Source organism: Cupriavidus taiwanensis, assembly GCF_900249755.1.
Taxonomy (GTDB): Bacteria; Pseudomonadota; Gammaproteobacteria; order Burkholderiales; family Burkholderiaceae; genus Cupriavidus; species Cupriavidus taiwanensis_D.
Genome location: NZ_LT976853.1, coordinates 659,443 through 675,734, shown reverse-complemented (window position 1 = coordinate 675,734; position 16,292 = coordinate 659,443). Strand labels below are relative to the sequence as shown.

The 16,292-nt window shown below is 67.8% G+C and carries 13 protein-coding genes and 1 pseudogene; 7 read left to right on the top strand and 7 right to left on the bottom strand.

The window, feature by feature from the left end; translation table 11 throughout:
* Positions 1-89: 89 nt before the first annotated feature.
* The 3 genes from CBM2594_RS03090 to CBM2594_RS03080 are packed head-to-tail and all read left to right on the top strand — an operon-like array spanning position 90 to position 3,900.
* Positions 90-1,790, top strand: coding sequence for an ABC transporter substrate-binding protein (locus CBM2594_RS03090; RefSeq protein ID WP_198048146.1), 1,701 nt, complete (start codon positions 90-92; stop codon positions 1,788-1,790).
* Between the two features lie 54 nt (positions 1,791-1,844).
* Entirely contained in the window at positions 1,845-2,822 is a 978-nt protein-coding gene (locus CBM2594_RS03085; protein ID WP_116355551.1) for an ABC transporter ATP-binding protein, read from the top strand.
* Positions 2,809-3,900, top strand: a complete 1,092-nt coding sequence (locus tag CBM2594_RS03080; protein ID WP_116355550.1) for a dipeptide ABC transporter ATP-binding protein — start codon at positions 2,809-2,811, stop codon at positions 3,898-3,900. The genes CBM2594_RS03085 and CBM2594_RS03080 overlap by 14 nt, the downstream gene beginning before the upstream one ends.
* Before the next feature lie 46 nt (positions 3,901-3,946).
* Here the strand turns inward: CBM2594_RS03080 and CBM2594_RS03075 are convergent, their stop codons facing one another.
* From CBM2594_RS03075 to CBM2594_RS03065, 3 genes are all read right to left on the bottom strand, one after another.
* Positions 3,947-5,191 (bottom strand): TetR/AcrR family transcriptional regulator, encoded by a 1,245-nt coding sequence (locus CBM2594_RS03075; RefSeq protein WP_116355549.1) that lies wholly within the window; start codon positions 5,189-5,191, stop codon positions 3,947-3,949.
* Between the two features lie 261 nt (positions 5,192-5,452).
* Positions 5,453-5,998 (bottom strand): single-stranded DNA-binding protein, encoded by a 546-nt coding sequence (locus CBM2594_RS03070; RefSeq protein WP_116355548.1) that lies wholly within the window; start codon positions 5,996-5,998, stop codon positions 5,453-5,455.
* A gap of 239 nt (positions 5,999-6,237) precedes the next feature.
* A complete protein-coding gene (locus CBM2594_RS03065; RefSeq protein ID WP_116355547.1) occupies positions 6,238-7,488 on the bottom strand; it encodes an MFS transporter in 1,251 nt (416 codons plus the stop codon).
* Positions 7,489-7,713: 225 nt separating this feature from the next.
* On the opposite strand from CBM2594_RS03065, the gene uvrA reads away from it, so the two are divergent.
* Entirely contained in the window at positions 7,714-10,578 is a 2,865-nt protein-coding gene (gene uvrA / locus CBM2594_RS03060) for an excinuclease ABC subunit UvrA (protein WP_116355546.1), read from the top strand.
* A 4-nt stretch (positions 10,579-10,582) separates the two neighbouring features.
* On the opposite strand, the gene CBM2594_RS03055 is transcribed toward uvrA, so the two are convergent.
* Positions 10,583-11,149, bottom strand: a complete 567-nt coding sequence (locus CBM2594_RS03055) for a histidine phosphatase family protein (RefSeq protein WP_232346547.1) — start codon at positions 11,147-11,149, stop codon at positions 10,583-10,585.
* A gap of 142 nt (positions 11,150-11,291) precedes the next feature.
* On the opposite strand from CBM2594_RS03055, the gene CBM2594_RS03050 reads away from it, so the two are divergent.
* Complete coding sequence (locus CBM2594_RS03050) at positions 11,292-11,777, top strand: adenosine-specific kinase (protein WP_116355544.1); 486 nt, start codon at positions 11,292-11,294, stop codon at positions 11,775-11,777.
* A gap of 260 nt (positions 11,778-12,037) precedes the next feature.
* Here the strand turns inward: CBM2594_RS03050 and CBM2594_RS03045 are convergent, their stop codons facing one another.
* The 3 genes from CBM2594_RS03045 to CBM2594_RS03035 all read right to left on the bottom strand — a co-directional run bounded on the left by CBM2594_RS03045 (position 12,038) and on the right by CBM2594_RS03035 (position 15,079).
* A complete protein-coding gene (locus CBM2594_RS03045; protein ID WP_116355543.1) occupies positions 12,038-13,720 on the bottom strand; it encodes a Na/Pi cotransporter family protein in 1,683 nt (560 codons plus the stop codon).
* Positions 13,721-13,854: 134 nt separating this feature from the next.
* On the bottom strand, positions 13,855-14,466 hold the full coding sequence (locus tag CBM2594_RS03040) for a LysE family translocator (protein ID WP_116355542.1): 612 nt from the start codon (positions 14,464-14,466) through the stop codon (positions 13,855-13,857).
* Positions 14,467-14,506: 40 nt separating this feature from the next.
* On the bottom strand, positions 14,507-15,079 hold the full coding sequence (locus CBM2594_RS03035; RefSeq protein WP_116355541.1) for an adenine phosphoribosyltransferase: 573 nt from the start codon (positions 15,077-15,079) through the stop codon (positions 14,507-14,509).
* Between the two features lie 147 nt (positions 15,080-15,226).
* Here CBM2594_RS03035 and CBM2594_RS03030 point away from each other — a divergent pair, with 147 nt between their 5' ends.
* Positions 15,227-15,805, top strand: coding sequence for a DJ-1/PfpI family protein (locus CBM2594_RS03030; protein ID WP_116355540.1), 579 nt, complete (start codon positions 15,227-15,229; stop codon positions 15,803-15,805).
* 101 nt (positions 15,806-15,906) lie between these two features.
* Positions 15,907-16,281: pseudogene (locus CBM2594_RS03025) on the top strand (ribbon-helix-helix domain-containing protein).
* Positions 16,282-16,292: the final 11 nt, after the last annotated feature.

Here is a 16,292-nt window from a genome sequence, read left to right as displayed (position 1 = left end):
AGATTGACGAGCGGCCGGCATGACGAGCCGGCACATCATGATCCCCAAAGGAGCAGACGATGGTGCGCAGCGTGAACACGAACGGCACGATGCCGGGGCAGGCGTCCCTGGCAATGGCGGCGACGGCATTGGCGATGGCCGCGGCCTTCGCCTGCGGCACGGCGGCCGCGCAGGCGGAAGCGCCGAAGTATGGCGGCACCATCGAAGTCGGCTCGGTCTACCCCACCATCTCGGCATTGTCGTGGGACCTGGGCGACTGGAACTGGAAGCAGAACTATGACACCGGACAGGTCTATGAGCAGCTCTTCGCCGCCGACCTGTCCAAGGCCCGCCGCAACGGCGGCAAGTACGCCTTCCAGGCCGACGCCTGGCTGCCCGAGGATGCCATACGCGGCGAACTTGCCGAAAGCTGGAAATGGACCGACCCGCTCACGCTCGAGGTCAAGCTGCGCAAGAACGTCCGCTTCCCGGCCAAGCCGGGCGTGATGGAAGAGCGCGAGCTGACTGCTGAAGACGTGGTCTTCAGCTACAGCCGCCAGAACGCCAGCGCCAAGAAAATCCCCACCTACTTCGACCACCTGAGCAAGGTCGAGGCCGTGGACAAGCATACGGTCGTATTCCGCTTCAAGGAATTCAATGCGGAATGGGACTACCGCTTCGGCTGGGGCTACTACTCCGGCATCATGCCCAAGGAGGTTGCCGCCGCGGGTGCCGCGAACTGGAAGAACGTCACCGGCTCCGGCCCGTTCACGCTGAGTCAGTTCGTGCAGGGCAACTCCAGCACGTATGCGAAGAACACGCAGTACTGGGACACCGAGAAGATCGGCGGCAAGGACTACAAGCTGCCCTTTGCCGACAAGGTCGTGCTGCGCACCGTCAAGGACGAGGCCACCCGCAACACCATGCTGCGCACCGGCAAGCTCGACGTGCTGGAAATGGTGCGCTGGACCGCCGTCGATGAACTGAAGAAGAGCGCGCCGCAACTCAAGTGGTCGCGCTGGCTGTCCTACACCGGGCAGTACCTGGCGCTGCGCGTCGACACCAAGCCGTTCAACGATATCCGCGTGCGCCGCGCGCTCAACATGGCGGTGAACAAGCAGGAGATCGTCAAGCAGTACTACGGCGGCAATGCCGAGCTGTTCGCCTATCCGCAGCACCCGGACTACACCGGCTATTTCGAGCCGCTGAGCGCGATGCCGGAATCGGTCAGGGAACTGTTCACCTACAACCCCGAGAAGGCGAAGAAACTGCTGGCCGAAGCGGGCTACCCGAAGGGCTTCAAGTTCAAGGTCCAGGTCTGCGCCTGCAGCCAGGACCATATGGAGATGCTGCCGCTGATCGGCGCCTACCTGGAGCAGGTCGGCGTGCGCATCGAGATCCAGCCGATGGAGTACGGCGCCTTCCTGTCGGCAATGACCACCAAGACCAATGCGCCGGGCTACATGATGAGCAACGGCCACACCAACCCGACCACGACGATCCGCAAGAGCTTTGTCGCGGGACAGGTGTGGAACGCCTCGCAGTGGAACGATCCCAGGTTCGATGCCCGCGTCAACCAGGCCTTCCAGATGCGCGACCTGGGCAAGCGCCAGGAAGCGCTGCGCGCCATGACCCGCGACATCCTGGCCGAAGCCCCGTATATCTGGCTGCCCACGCCCTACCTGTTCACCGCGTGGTGGCCGTGGGTCAAGAACTACGACGGCGAGCTGCGTGCCGGCGCCGTGCGCAACGGGCCCATCTATGCCAGGGCATGGATCGACCAGGAGATGAAGAAGAAGCTCGGGTTCTGACCTCCGCAAGGTCAGTCCGCACCATCAACGCGCACCGTCAACCGGGATGCAGCCATGACAGAGCCACTCCTGCAGGTGAGGAACCTGACCACGCGCTTTCGCACCGATCGCGGCGTGGTCACCGCGGTGGACCGGGTCTCGTTCGACGTGGCCGCCGGCGAGACGCTGGCGATCGTCGGCGAATCGGGTTCGGGCAAGAGCGTCACCGCGCTGTCGATCCTCGGCCTGATTCCGCGGCCGCCCGGCATCATCGAGTCCGGCGAGATCCGCTTCGAAGGACAGGACCTGCTCAAGCTCAGGCCGGCGGCCATGCGTGCTATCCGCGGCAACCGCATCGCGATGGTGTTCCAGGAGCCGATGTCGTCGATGAACCCGGCGCTGACGGTGGGCAAGCAGATCGCCGAGCCGATCCGCGTGCACCAGGGCCGCGCGTGGCGCGACGCCTACGAAGAGGCCGCCGGACTGCTGGCGCAGGTACAGATCCCGGAGCCGCGCAGCCGCGTCCATGCCTATCCGCACCAGTTCTCGGGCGGCATGCGGCAGCGCGCGATGATCGCGATGGCGCTGGCCTGCAAGCCGAAGCTGATCATCGCGGACGAACCGACTACCGCGCTCGATGTCACCGTGCAGGCGCAGATCCTGGACTTGCTGAAGGGGCTTGCGCAGCAGGCGGGCACGGCGCTGATCCTGATCACGCACGACCTGGGCGTGGTGGCGCGCTATGCCGACCGGGTCGCGGTGATGTACGGCGGGCGGCTGGTGGAGACGGCGACCGCGGACGATCTGTACCGCCATCCCGCGCATCCCTACACGCGCGGCCTGATGGCGTGCGTGCCGCGCCTGGACGGCGACACCAGCCAGCCGCTGGTGCCGATCGACGGCCAGCCGCCCGACCTGACCGCGCTGGGACCGGGCTGCGCCTTCCTGCCGCGCTGCCGGCTGGCGCAGGACCAATGCCGGCAGGCGCCTCCCGAACTGCGCGCGGTTTCCGACCAACATCTCAAGGCCTGCTTTCTCCATGACGCACATTGACACGCCCCTGGCGCGCAGCGTCGCGCCGCCTGAGCGCCCGGATCGCACCGATGGCAGCGCAGGCGCCGAGGCGCCGGAAACGCGCCAACCGCCTCAGGCCGACAACCTGATCCTGAAGGTCGAAGACCTGAAGGTCCATTTCCCCGTGACGCGCGGCGTGCTGTTCAAGCGCCAGGTCGGCTCGGTCAAGGCGGTCGACGGCGTCTCGTTCACGCTGCGCCGCGGCGAGACCCTGGGACTGGTGGGCGAAAGCGGCTGCGGCAAGTCCACCACCGGGCTTGCCATCATGAAGATGCTGCCGGCCAGCGCGGGACGGATCGCCTTCGACGGCGAAGACCTGGCCGGCTTCAACGGCGCGCGCGAAAAACGCTTCCGCCGCAGCGTGCAGATGGTCTACCAGGACCCGTTCGCGTCGCTGAACCCGCGCATGAAGGTGCGCGACATCATCGCCGAGCCGCTGCAGGTGCACGGCCTGGCCGGCGATCGAACCGCGCTGCAGGCGCGCGTGGCCGAGCTGCTCGACATGGTCGGCCTGCTGCCCTACATGGCCGACCGCTACCCGCACGAATTCTCGGGAGGCCAGCGGCAGCGCATCGGCATCGCGCGCGCGCTGGCGCTGCAACCGAGCATGATCGTCTGCGATGAGCCAGTGTCGGCGCTGGACGTGTCGATCCAGGCGCAAGTGGTCAATGTGTTCATGGCGCTGCAGCGCAGCCTGGGCCTGTCCTACCTGTTCATCGCCCATGACCTGGCGGTGGTGCGCCATATCAGCGACCGCATCGCGGTCATGTACCTGGGCCGCATCGTCGAGATCGCCAGTCGGCACCAGCTCTACACGCAGCCGCGCCACCCGTACACGCGCGCGCTGCTGTCCGCCGTGCCGGTGGCCGACGTGCGCGCCGAACGCCAGCGCCAGCGCATCGTGCTGCAGGGCGAAGTCCCCAGCCCGATGCATCCGCCTTCGGGCTGCCGCTTCCATACGCGCTGCCCTTCGGCCATGCCCCAGTGCCGCAGTGCCGACCCGGTGCTGCGCGACCACGGTGACGGGCAGATGGTGGCCTGCCACCTGGACGGCTGACGTACGGCTGACGTACGGCAGACAGCAGGCTCGCGACCAGCGCGGTTCAGCTCAGCAGTCCCATCATCATGGGCCGCACGAACAACTCGGCGGCATTGTCCGAGGTGGCGTCGCGAACCCAGCGGCGCAGCTCGACCGCGGCGTTGATCATGCCATGCACCTGCAGCGCCGCGATCGACTGGTCCAGCGGCCGGATCGAGCCGTCCTGCATGCCCTGCACCAGGAAGCGCACAAAGCGCGTGGACAGCCGCGCCATGTCCTGCATCTTGGCGATGCGCATCTCTTCCGGCAGCGCGCCGTAGATGGTCAGCCGCAGCAGCGGCCCCTGGCTGGAGAACTGGTAATGCACCAGCGCGCGCGACACCGCGCACAGCTTGTCCCAGCCGGTGGCTGGCATCTCGTCGACCAGCGCCTGGGTGTCGCGGATCACCGCAGACATGCGATCGAAGCATGCGGAGATCAGGTCGTCCTTGTTCTCGTTGTGGTGGTAGAACGCACCCTTGGTCAGGTTCAGCCGGGCCGAGATCCGGTCCGCCGAGGCGCCACGGTAGCCCTGCTCATTGAGCAGCTCCGTGGCAGCGCGCAGGAACGCCTGCTGCGTCGTTTCGGGCTGCCCCAGCGCCGGCAGCAGCGCGTCGACATCCAGTTCCTGCTGCCACGCGGTGCCGGGCGCGGCAATGCCGTTGAGCACGATGTCCGCCAGCGTCTGCGCGACCTTTGGGTAGTCCGCCGGCTCGTAGCGCTCGATCCAGCTCATCGCGCCGCTGGTCAGCGACAGCAGCAGGTGGGCCCGGGCGCTCAGCGCGCTGCGTTGTGCCGGGTGTTGTATCGGATCGGCGGGCGCGGCATCGCGCAGCAGCCCGCGGATCTGCCGGAACATGTCGTTGTAGGCGGAGAACGCCACGTCGGCATGGCTGGCCGGCAGCGCGCGGATCTCGCGGAAACTCATCAGCTCGGGCCGCTCGAGCGCCGCGGTGCGCGCCAGCCGCGCGACAAACAGCGCGATAAAGGCGGCGACGCGCTCGCCGGCGCTGCCGTGCTGCGAAGCCGCGCCGGCCAGGGCGCGCATCTCTTCGATGGTGCGCATCAGGCAGGCCAGCACCAGGTCTTCTTTCTTGCGGAAGTAGTACGTGATGCTGTTGGTGTTCAGCCCCACCAGCTGGCCGACGTCCGACAGGGTCGTGCCGCGCACGCCCTTGCGGTTGAACAGCGCCGCGGCGGCATCGAGGATGCCTTCGCGCTTTTCGACATAACGGCGGGTCTGCCTGGCTTCCGACTGGTCCGTGAGCATGAGGGGTCCGGCTGCGCGGGTGTGCGAACCGGGTTTTTCGAAGATCCGGCCAGCGATTATAGGCGCGGGTATGGCGCGAGAGACATTGGGATGTTCCCGCTTTGCCGCACGTACCGTATGACCGAAGCGTCCGGGAAACGGCTGCGGAACGGGAAATCGATCGATGGGCCGGGCTGCGGCCCCGTCCACGGGAAAACAAAAAAGCCCTCTGTAAAGAGGGCCATGCGTGGGTCTTTCTCTCCGGTTTCCCGGAGAGGCGGGTCAGAACGGAATATCGTCGTCCATATCCTCGAAACCGTTCGACGCCGGCTGCTGCGGACGGCGCGCGGCGCCGCCCTGCTGGCCACCGCCGCCCTGTGCGCCACGGCCGCCGCCATAGCCGCCACCGCCCGACGCTTCGCGGCTATAGCCGCCGCCACCGCCCGCGCCGCCGCCGAAGCCGCCTTCGTCACCGCCACCACCGCCGCCGCCCTGGCGCGAACCCAGCATCTGCATCTGGTCGGCGACGATCTCGGTGGAGTACTTGTCCTGGCCGGACTGGTCCTGCCACTTGCGGGTGCGGATGCGGCCCTCGATATAGACCGACGAGCCCTTGCGCAGGTACTGCGCGGCGATCTCGGCCAGCTTGCCGAACATCGCCACGCGGTGCCATTCGGTGGCTTCCTTCATCTCGCCGGACTGCTTGTCCTTGTAGCGGTCGGTGGTGGCCAGGCGCAGGTTGGTGACGGCGTCGCCGCTGGGCATGTAGCGCGTTTCCGGGTCTGCGCCGAGGTTGCCGACGAGAATGACTTTGTTGACCGATGCCATGTGAATGTTCTCCAAAAGCCACGCGCTGTGTTGAAAAGCGTGGCAATACGATGACGGTAAAAGCGGGTTGCAGGGGTGATGCCGTGGTTTGACGCCGTGGTTTGACGCCGTAGTTTGACGCTATAGGCCGGCCACGTAAACGAACATCGCGCCCCCGCCAGGATGCCGGGTGGCGCGATGATACTAGGCCGCTTTCCAGCCCAAATGCTTTACCAAATGATGCGAAACCAGCTGCCGGCTCAGGCCGCGGGAGCCGGTGCGGCTTCCTGCCCGCGCGCCGGCGGCGCCTTCATGCTCCAGGCGATTATAAGCCACAGCAACAGCACCGCCGCGCAGCCCACGAACACGGCACTGCGGCCCTCGTGCTTGAGCAGCCAGCCGCCGACGGCACCGCCCAGGAACAGGCCCAGCGCCTGGGTCGTGTTGTAGACGCCTAGCGCCGCGCCGCGCGCGGCCGCGGCGTAGCGCGACACCAGCGAAGGCTGCATCGCCTCCAGCACGTTGAAGGCGACGAAGAACAGCAGCAAGACCCCGACGATCGCCCACAGCCCGTGCACGGCGGCAAACAGCAGTTGCACCGCGGTCATCAGCGCGACCGCGCCCAGCAGCACCGGGCGCACGCGGCCATAGCGCTCGGCCGCCATCATCGGCCCCAGCATCAGCACGAAGGACACCAGCACCACCGGCAGGTAGACCTTCCAGTGCTGGTCCAGCGGCATGCCGGCATCGGCCAGCATCGCCGGCACCACCATGAACATCGCCACCTGCGAGGCGTGCAGCGCCAGCACGCCGACGTTGAGCCGCGCCAGGTCCCCATTGAGCAGCACCTTGCGGAACGGCAGCCGCACCGGGTGCGGCGGCGGCGGGGTCGGCACCAGGAACACGGTCACGCCGATGGCGATCAGGCCCAGCACCGACATCAGCCCGAAGATGCCGGACATGCCGATGCTGTGCAGCAGCGGCGAGGCAATCACCAGCGACAGCGCGAAGGTCAGCCCGATGCTGCCGCCCACCATCGCCATGGCCTTGGTGCGATGGCGCTCGCGGGTCAGGTCGGCGATGCAGGCGGTGATGGCCGCGGAGATCGCGCCCATGCCCTGCAGCGCGCGCCCGGCGATGATGCCGGTCAGCGTGTCGGAAAACGCCGCAACCAGGCCGCCGGCGATGAACAGCAGCAGGCCGCCCACCATCACCGGCTTGCGCCCGACGCGGTCGGACAGCCAGCCCAGCGGGATGTGCAGGAAGGCCTGCATCAGGCCGTAGATGCCCATGGCCAGGCCTACGCGCTGGGCGTCCTGCCCGTCGGGCAGCGTTCGCGCGTATTCGGCAAAGACCGGCAGGATCAGGAACAGGCCCAGCATGCGCAGCGCAAAGATGCTGGCCAGCGACACCGCGGCGCGCAGTTCGGCGCGCGTCATGCGTTCGCGCGCGGGGGCTTGGGATGCGTCGGCGGCACCCGTATCCGGGGAAGAAGACTGGATCGACGGCATTGCGATCGTGGGATCGTGTGGATTCGGGGTCGGGCTGGTTGCCGGTGGGCGGCAATGGTCGGGTCCGCTGGTGGCCGGACAACCCCGGAAACCGAAGTTGGGTATATTAACAGGTTTGCTCCTTCGCGCTTCCCGGGTCACCTGGCCATGCCGGCTGCCCCCCGGAGGTGCGCCCGGGCGCGCATTCCGGCCGGGGCGGCCTGCCTGGCGACGACTTTTCGGCATATGGAAGAAATCAAGATCCGTGGGGCGCGTACCCACAACCTGAAGAACATCAATCTCGACCTGCCGCGCAACCGGCTGATCGTGATCACCGGGCTGTCCGGTTCGGGCAAGTCCTCGCTGGCCTTCGACACGCTCTATGCCGAGGGCCAGCGCCGCTACGTGGAATCGCTGTCCGCCTACGCGCGCCAGTTCCTGCAGCTGATGGAGAAGCCCGATGTCGACCTGATCGAAGGGCTGTCGCCGGCGATCTCGATCGAGCAGAAAGCCACCAGCCACAATCCGCGCTCGACGGTCGGCACCGTCACCGAGATCCACGACTACCTGCGCCTGCTGTACGCGCGCGCCGGCACGCCCTACTGCCCCGACCACAACCTGCCGCTGCAGGCGCAGAGCGTGTCGCAGATGGTCGACGCGGCGCTGGCGCTGCCGGAAGACACCAAGCTGATGATCCTGGCGCCGGTGGTGGTCGACCGCAAGGGCGAGCATTCGGATTTGTTCGACAGCATGCAGGCGCAGGGCTTCGTGCGCTTTCGCATCCGCTCCGGCGGCGGCACCGCGCACGAGGCGCAGGCCAGGGTCTATGAGGTCGACGCGCTGCCCAAGCTGAAGAAGACCGAGAAGCACAGCATCGACGTGGTGGTCGACCGCGTCAAGGTGCGCGCCGACATCAAGCAGCGCCTGGCCGAGTCGTTCGAGACCGCGCTGCGCCTGGCCGACGGCCGCGCGCTGGCGCTGGAGATGGACAGCGGCAAGGAGCACACCTTCAGCTCGCGCTTTGCCTGCCCGATCTGCTCGTATTCGCTGCAGGAACTGGAGCCGCGGCTGTTCTCGTTCAACAACCCGATGGGCGCGTGCCCGAGCTGCGACGGGCTGGGGCAGATCACGTTCTTCGATCCCAGGCGCGTGGTGGCGTTTCCCAACCTGTCGCTGGCGTCGGGCGCGATCAAGGGCTGGGACCGCCGCAACCAGTTTTACTTCCAGATGCTGCAAAGCCTTGCGGCGTACTACGAGTTCGACACCGACACCGCGTTCGAAGAGCTGCCCGAGAACGTGCAGCAGGTGGTGCTGCACGGCTCGGGCGAGCAGGAAATCCCGTTCACCTATATCAACGAGCGCGGCCGCACCACGGTGCGCGAGCATGTGTTCGAGGGGATCATCCCCAACCTGGAACGCCGCTACCGCGAGACCGATTCCGTCGCCGTGCGCGAGGAACTGGCCAAGTACCAGAACAACCAGCCCTGCCCGGCCTGCCACGGCACCCGGCTGCGCACCGAGGCGCGCCACGTCAAGCTGGGCGACGGCGAGCAGGCGCGCGCGATCTTCGAGATCAACGGCTGGCCGCTGCGCGATGCGCTGACCTATTTCCTGACGCTGGACATGCACGGCGCCAAGCGCGAGATCGCCGACAAGATCGTCAAGGAGATCACCGCGCGGCTGAACTTCCTCAACAACGTGGGGCTGGACTATTTGTCGCTGGAGCGCAGCGCCGATACGCTGTCGGGCGGCGAGGCCCAGCGCATCCGGCTGGCGTCGCAGATCGGCTCGGGCCTGACCGGCGTGATGTACGTGCTGGACGAGCCGTCGATCGGCCTGCACCAGCGCGACAACGACCGCCTGATCGGCACGCTCAAGCACCTGCGCGATATTGGCAACTCGGTGCTGGTGGTCGAGCATGACGAGGACATGATCCGCGCCTGCGACTACGTGGTCGATATCGGGCCAGGCGCCGGCGTGCACGGCGGCATGATCGTGGCCGAGGGCACGCCGCAGCAGATCGAGGCTGCGCCGGCCTCGCTGACCGGGCAATACCTGTCGGGCCAGCGCCGCATCGAAGTGCCGAAGCAGCGCACCGCGCCCGACGAAGAGCGGCTGCTGCGCATCGTCAACGCCAGCGGCAACAACCTGCGCAATGTCACCGCCGAAGTGCCGGTGGGCTTGCTGACCTGCATCACCGGCGTGTCGGGCTCGGGCAAGTCGACGCTGATCAACGACACGCTGTACCACGCCGTGGCGCGCCACCTGTACGGCTCGACCCCGGAGCCGGCGGCGCACGACCGCATCGAGGGACTGGAGCATTTCGACAAGGTCATCAATGTCGACCAGAGCCCGATCGGCCGCACGCCGCGCTCCAACCCGGCCACCTACACCGGCCTGTTCACGCCGATCCGCGAGCTGTTCGCCGGCGTGCCGGCGGCCAAGGAACGCGGCTACGACCCGGGCCGCTTCTCGTTCAACGTCAAGGGCGGGCGCTGCGAATCGTGCCAGGGCGACGGCGTGCTCAAGGTCGAGATGCACTTCCTGCCGGACGTCTACGTGCCCTGCGACGTCTGCCACGGCAAGCGCTACAACCGCGAGACGCTCGAAGTCCTGTACAAGGGCAGGAACATCTCCGAGGTGCTGGACCTGACCGTCGAGCAGGCGCACGAGTTCTTCAGCGCGGTGCCGGTGGTGCGGCGCAAGCTGCAGACGCTGCTGGACGTGGGCCTGGGCTATATCCGGCTGGGGCAGTCGGCGACCACGCTCTCCGGCGGCGAGGCGCAGCGCGTGAAACTGTCGCTGGAGCTGTCCAAGCGCGATACCGGGCGCACGCTCTACATCCTGGACGAACCCACCACGGGCCTGCACTTCCACGATATCGAACTGCTGCTCAAGGTCATCCACAAGCTGCGCGACCAGGGCAATACCGTCGTCATCATCGAGCACAACCTGGACGTCATCAAGACCGCCGACTGGCTGATCGACATGGGGCCGGAAGGCGGCGCCGGCGGCGGCCAGGTGATTGCGCGCGGCACGCCGGAGGATGTCGCCCGGAACAAGGCGAGTTTTACGGGGAAGTACCTGAAGCCGTTGCTCAAGCGCGCCTGAAGCTTCAGTCCAGCCCCGCAGCCGGCAGCACGCGCGTGCGCCGCGCCGTGCCACCCTGCGGCAACTCGATTGCCACGCCGCCGCCGCTGTCGGCGCCATGGCCGGTCAGCGCGGTGATCACCACCTGGTGCGTGACCATCAGGTAAGGACCGCCGCGCGGGTCGAGCCCGTCGATCAGCCGCGACAGCTGCGCGACCTGCGCGTCGCGGCGCTGTGCGTCGGCGCCGAAGAACGAATTGAGCAGCGGCTGCACCTGTACCGGCCCCACGCCCATCAGCCGCGCCGTGTCCTGGCAGCGGCACCAGGCGCTGCTCCACACCTGCGTCGGCCGGAAGCCGGCTGCCTTCCAGCTCGCGCCCAGGCGCGCCGCCTGCTCGCGTCCGCGCGCGTCGAGGTTGCGCTGGGTGGCGCAATCGGCCAGCCGGAACCCGGGCGGGTCGCCCACGCCGGGTGCGCTGGCATGGCGCAATACCACCACGACGTTCGGATGCCGCAGCTCGCTGACCGCGATCTCGCGTTGTGATGCCGCAGCGACCTGTGCGGCGGCAAGCAGGGGGACGATGGCAAGCACAGACAGCCATCTGCAAAAGGCGGCCATGGGCGGCTCCGGTGGTGGGCCAACCCCTCCGGTATAGCAGGCGCCGGCTTGCTTTCGCTACCTCGCGCCCTACCATGAAGCGGACAGCGATACCCCATCGCACAGGAGCCACGCCATGGAACTGACGGTCGTACCGGTCACCAAGCCGGAAGCCACCAACTTTATCTTCGGCCAGTCGCACTTCATCAAGACCGTGGAAGACCTGCACGAGGCGCTGGTCGGCACGGTGCCCGGCATCCGCTTCGGGCTGGCGTTCTGCGAGGCCTCGGGCAAGCGGCTGGTGCGATGGTCGGGCACCGACGAGCACCTGATCGACATGGCCTGCGAGAACGCGCGCGCCATCGGCGCGGGCCACAGCTTCCTGATCTTCCTGGGCGACGGCTTCTTTCCGGTGAACGTGCTGGGCGCGGTGCGCGCGGTGCCGGAAGTGTGCCGGATCTACTGCGCGACGGCGAACCCGACGCAGGTGATCATCGCGCAGACCGATGCCGGGCGCGGCGTGGTGGGGGTGATCGACGGCGCTTCGCCGCTGGGGATCGAGACGGAAGCCGATGTGGCGGAACGAAAGGCGTTGCTGCGGAAGTTCGGGTACAAGCTTTGAACGCGCCCCCCACAAACACAAAAGAGGAGCGCGGTGTCGGGTGCCCCAAAGCCGCCCGAACTCGCCCAAGCAAGGTGTTCTCCCTCTTCCCTCATGGGGAGAGGGCCGGGGTGAGGGGTGGGCTAGCAAGGAACCACATCAAGCAGGGCCAACGGTTTTAACCCACTAGCGTCAGCCCTTGACCCTCCTGCCCTCACCCCCGGCCCCACTACCGCAGGCGGGAGAGGGGAGCAAACAAGCGGGGATCGGCAGGCCAGAGCTTAGTGCTGCGCCGCCTGCACCGTCGCCGACACCGCCGGCACCTCGTCTTCCTTCATCCGGCTGCGATTCAGCACCCCCGCCTGCTCCAGCACCGGATAGGCCGTCGCGCAGAACAGCGAATTCAGCCGCTTCAGCTCGCTGATCACGTCCAGGTGCAGCGAGCTGGTCTCGATGCTTTCCGCGGTCTGCACCGCCACGCGCTGCAGATGGGTGCGCGCGTACTTGCGCTCGAGTTCGCGGAAGTTGGCCTTCTCCGCCATCAGCGCCTGAGCGCTCTTGAGATCGCCATTGAGAAACACCGACAAGCCCAGCCGCAGGTTGGCCACCAGGCGCGCATGCATTTCGGCGATCTCCTGCATGCCCGCCTCGGAGAACATCAGGTTGTGGGCGATCTTCTTGTCCTTGGTGTCGAGCAGGATGCGCTCGATGATATCGCCGGCGTGCTCCAGGTTGATGGTGAGCGAGATGATCTCGGTCCAGCGCTGGCCGTCGCGCTCGTCCAGCGCTTCCAGGCTGATGCGGGTCAGGTAGAGCTTGATCGCGGTGTAGAGGTCGTCGACCTCGTTGTCGATGCGGCAGGTGGCGGTGGCCAGCTTGGCGTCGTTGGTGCGCAGCACGCGCAGCATGTTGTCGAGCATCTGCTCGATGCGGTCGCCGATGCGCAGCACTTCGCGCGCGGCGTTGGACAGCGCCAGCGCGGGCGTGGACAGCGCGGCGGTATCGAGATGGCGCGGCGTGACCTGGCTGTCGCCGGTATTGCGCCCGGGCAGCACCTTCTCGCACAGGCGCGCCAGCGGCGCGGTGGCGCCGAGCAGCAGCAGCGCCAGCGCGACGTTGAACAGCAGGTGGAAGTTGACGATCAGCCGTTGCGGCTCATGGTCGACCAGCGCCAGCAGTTCCTCGGCCTGGCCCAGCAGCGGCAGCGCGATCAGGCAGCCCAGCAGCCGCGACAGCAGGTTGCCCAGCGTCACGCGCTTGCCCGGCTGGTTGTTGCCCGAGGTGGTCAGCAGCGCCGACACGCCCGAGCCCAGGTTGGCACCCAGCACCAGCGCCAGCGCCACGTGGATCGACACCACCCCGGCCGACGCCAGCGCGCCGCAGAACAGCACCACCGCCAGGCTGGAATAGCACAGGATGGTCAGGAACGCGCCGACCAGCATGTCCAGCCCCGCATCGCCGGTCAGCGAGGCGAACAGCACCTTGACCCCGGCGGCCTGCACCACCGGCCGGGTCGCGATCGAGATCAGCTCCAGCGCCAGCGTGATCAGGCCCAGGCCGATCAGCACGCGCCCGACGTGGCCAGGCTTGCTGCCCTTCCAGGTCAGGTGGCAGATCACGCCGACGAAGATCAGCAGCGGCGACAGCCACGACAGGTCCAGCGAGAAGACCTGCACCATCAGCGCGGTGCCGACGTTGGCGCCCAGCATGATCGCCAGCGCCGGCGCCACGGCGATCAGGCCCTGGCCGACGAAGGAGCTGACGATGACCGCGGTGGCGTTGCTGCTCTGGACCAGCCCGGTGACGCCCAGGCCGGCGAGGAAGGCGGTGAAGCGGTTGGAGACGCTGGTCGACAGCACATGGCGCAGGTTGGCGCCGTAGACGCGCAGGATGCCGACCTTGACGATGTTGGTGCCCCAGACGAGCAGGGCAACGCCCGATAACAGGTGAAGGAGTACGCCCATGGTGCGCCTTTGTGTGACCGGTGCCGAAAATTGAATCGAGGCTCCGCCCGGTCATCGTGTCGTTGTCAAGGGCTCATTATGCGCCTGGCCCCCGGCACCGGCAACGGCATGGTGCGGCGTTGCGAAGGCCCGGATCAGGGCAGCGCGACCTTGATGCCGAGCCCGACGAAGATGGCCCCGGCCGCCCGGTCCAGCCAGCGCCCGGTGGCCGGCCGCCGGCGCAGCCAGGCACCCAGCCAGCCCGCGCACAGCCCGAACAGCGAGAACACCACCGCGGTCTGCAGCATGAAGACCACGCCCAGCAGCAGGAACTGCAGCCCCGGATGCGCGGCATCGGCGCGCACGAACTGCGGCAGGAACACCAGGAAGAACAGCGTCACCTTGGGGTTCAGCATGTTGCCCAGCACGCTCTGGCGGAATACCCGCGCGAGCGGCACCGCGTCGACCGCGCCGCCCTGCGCCAGCCCGCCCCTGGCGCGCAGCGCCTGGATGCCGATCCAGATCAGGTAGGCGGCGCCGGCGTACTTGATCGGCTGGAACGCCAGCGGCGACGAGCGCAGCACCGCGGCCAGCCCGACCGCGGCAATCACGGTATGGAACAGGCAGCCGACCGAAAAGCCCAGCGCCGCCACCAGCCCCGCGCGGCGCCCCTGCGCCATGCCGCGCGCCAGCACCTGCAGGTTGTCAGGCCCCGGGGCCACGGTCACGGCGACGGAGGCCAGCAGGAACAGCAGCAGGTCAGGCATGGGCGCTCCTGGCGTGGATCTGTTTGCGGGCGGGCATGGCTCAGTGCCCCTCGAACTTGCACACGGTGAACAGCGGCAGCCCGGCGTCGTGCAGCAGCTTCGATCCGCCCAGCTCAGGCAGGTCGACGATGGCGGCGCCCTCCACCACCGTCGCGCCCAGGCGCTCCAGCAGCTTGCGTCCGGCCATCATGGTGCCGCCGGTGGCGATCAGGTCGTCGACCAGCAGCACGCGGTCGCCGGCCTGGCAGGCGTCGGCGTGGATCTCGACAGTGGCGCTGCCGTATTCCAGTTCGTATTCCTCGGCCACGGTCTGGAACGGCAGCTTGCCCTTCTTGCGGATCGGCACGAAGCCCAGGTTCAGCTCATACGCAACGATCGCGCCCAGGATAAAGCCGCGCGCATCGATGCCGGCGACCAGGTCCAGCTGCGCGTCCATATACCGGTGCACGAAGACATCGATCAGCACGCGCAGGGTCTTGGGGTTCTGCAGCAGCGGCGTGATGTCGCGGAACATCACGCCCGGCTGGGGCCAGTCCGGCACGGTCCGGATGCGCTCGCGCAGGTAGCCGGTGACGTCGCCGAGCTCGGGGGACTGGATCAGGGAATCAGCCATAGGGATCGGGGAGATGGGCGCGCGGCGCCGGTAAGAAAGCGGTGGCAGCGGCATGCGGATGGCGCGGTAACCAGTTACCACCCGCGCCGCCGGGGCGACCAGCACAATGGCCCTGCCGGAACACCCGTAACCATACAGGAGACCACGATGGCGAAAAAGATTCTGATGCTGGTGGGCGACTACGCCGAGGACTACGAAACCATGGTGCCGTTCCAGGCGCTGCAGATGGTGGGCCACACCGTCCACGCCGCGTGCCCCGACAAGCGGGCGGGCGACGCGTGCGCCACCGCGATCCATGATTTCGAGGGCGACCAGACCTACAGCGAAAAGCGCGGCCACAACTTCACCCTCAACGCCACCTTTGCCGAGATCGACCCGGCCGGCTACGACGCGCTGGTCATCCCCGGCGGCCGCGCCCCCGAATACCTGCGCCTGAACGCGCGCGTGCTGGAGGTCGTGCGGCACTTCGCCCAGGCCGGCAAGCCGATTGCCGCGGTGTGCCACGGCGCCCAGCTGCTGGCCGCCGCGGGCGTGCTGGAAGGCAAGACCTGCTCGGCCTACCCGGCCTGCGCGCCGGAAGTGAAGCTGGCCGGCGGCACCTATGCCGAGATTCCGGTCGACCAGGCCCACACCGACGGCAACCTCGTGACCGCCCCGGCGTGGCCGGCGCATCCGGCCTGGCTGGCGCAGTTCCTTGCCGTGCTGGGCACGCGGATCGTACATTAGTGCTTTCCGCACGCGGCGCCCCCACGCGTGATGCATGGCTGGCCGACCCGGCCGGCCCATGCACAGGCCTGCCGGCCGCGCCGCCCGCCAGGGAGCCCTTCATGTGTGAAATCTTTATCCGCGCCAACCCGGCGTCTTACCAGAGCCAGTCGCGCTCGCTGCGCCTGCACGGCGCCGCCACCAGCATCCGGCTGGAAAGCCTGTTCTAGGAAGTGCTGGAAGAACTGGCGCAGCGCGACGGCATGACCGTCAACCAGCTGATCACGCGCCTGCACGACGAGCTGAGCGAACACCGCGGCAGCGAGGCGGTGGCGGGCAATTTCTCGTCCTTCCTGCGGGTGTGCTGCCTGCGCTACCTGATGCTGCAGGGCGAGGGCCGCATTCCGGCCGACCGCGACGTGCCGATCCGCTCGCTGGACCCGCGCGCGGTGCTCGACAACCTGCCGGAATCCTGGGTCGAGCCGCGGCGGCACTGAAGCCCGGCGCG

Coding starts and splice junctions, on each gene's coding strand:
- CBM2594_RS03090 (WP_198048146.1), top strand. CDS start 90: ATGCCGGGGCAGGCGTCCCTGGCAATGGCGGCGACGGCATTGGCGATG.
- CBM2594_RS03085 (WP_116355551.1), top strand. CDS start 1,845: ATGACAGAGCCACTCCTGCAGGTGAGGAACCTGACCACGCGCTTTCGC.
- CBM2594_RS03080 (WP_116355550.1), top strand. CDS start 2,809: ATGACGCACATTGACACGCCCCTGGCGCGCAGCGTCGCGCCGCCTGAG.
- CBM2594_RS03075 (WP_116355549.1), bottom strand. CDS start 5,191: ATGCTCACGGACCAGTCGGAAGCCAGGCAGACCCGCCGTTATGTCGAA.
- CBM2594_RS03070 (WP_116355548.1), bottom strand. CDS start 5,998: ATGGCATCGGTCAACAAAGTCATTCTCGTCGGCAACCTCGGCGCAGAC.
- CBM2594_RS03065 (WP_116355547.1), bottom strand. CDS start 7,488: ATGCCGTCGATCCAGTCTTCTTCCCCGGATACGGGTGCCGCCGACGCA.
- uvrA (WP_116355546.1), top strand. CDS start 7,714: ATGGAAGAAATCAAGATCCGTGGGGCGCGTACCCACAACCTGAAGAAC.
- CBM2594_RS03050 (WP_116355544.1), top strand. CDS start 11,292: ATGGAACTGACGGTCGTACCGGTCACCAAGCCGGAAGCCACCAACTTT.
- CBM2594_RS03045 (WP_116355543.1), bottom strand. CDS start 13,720: ATGGGCGTACTCCTTCACCTGTTATCGGGCGTTGCCCTGCTCGTCTGG.
- CBM2594_RS03040 (WP_116355542.1), bottom strand. CDS start 14,466: ATGCCTGACCTGCTGCTGTTCCTGCTGGCCTCCGTCGCCGTGACCGTG.
- CBM2594_RS03035 (WP_116355541.1), bottom strand. CDS start 15,079: ATGGCTGATTCCCTGATCCAGTCCCCCGAGCTCGGCGACGTCACCGGC.
- CBM2594_RS03030 (WP_116355540.1), top strand. CDS start 15,227: ATGGCGAAAAAGATTCTGATGCTGGTGGGCGACTACGCCGAGGACTAC.